The organism is Thermosipho globiformans (assembly GCF_003990895.1).
GTDB lineage: Bacteria > Thermotogota > Thermotogae > Thermotogales > Fervidobacteriaceae > Thermosipho > Thermosipho japonicus.
In genome coordinates this window covers 1-292 of the sequence record NZ_BHXD01000062.1, presented here as the reverse complement: position 1 = coordinate 292, position 292 = coordinate 1, and the positions used below count along the sequence as shown (strand labels likewise).

Here is a 292-nt window from a genome sequence, read left to right as displayed (position 1 = left end):
CTGGTAACCGACACAGCATTTGTGTCTATTTTTCATGTAAAGGTAATTTTGATGTCTAAGATTAAAGGTAACGTTAAGTGGTTTAATGAGTCCAAAGGATTCGGTTTCATTACTCCGGAAGACGGCAGCAAAGACGTGTTCGTACACTTCTCTGCAATCCAGACTAATGGTTTTAAAACTCTTGCTGAAGGTCAGCGCGTAGAGTTCGAAATCACTAACGGTGCCAAAGGCCCTTCTGCTGCAAACGTAATCGCTCTGTAAGATACGTCAGCAAGAATTCAAAGATCGGAAG

The 292-nt window shown here is 42.1% G+C and carries 1 protein-coding gene; it reads left to right on the top strand.

Translation table 11 applies throughout. The features are described 5' to 3' along the window. The first annotated feature begins 60 nt into the window (after window positions 1–60). Window positions 61–261, top strand: a complete 201-nt coding sequence (gene cspE, locus EO083_RS09815; protein ID WP_125337127.1) for a transcription antiterminator/RNA stability regulator CspE — start codon at window positions 61–63, stop codon at window positions 259–261. Window positions 262–292 lie beyond the last annotated feature (31 nt).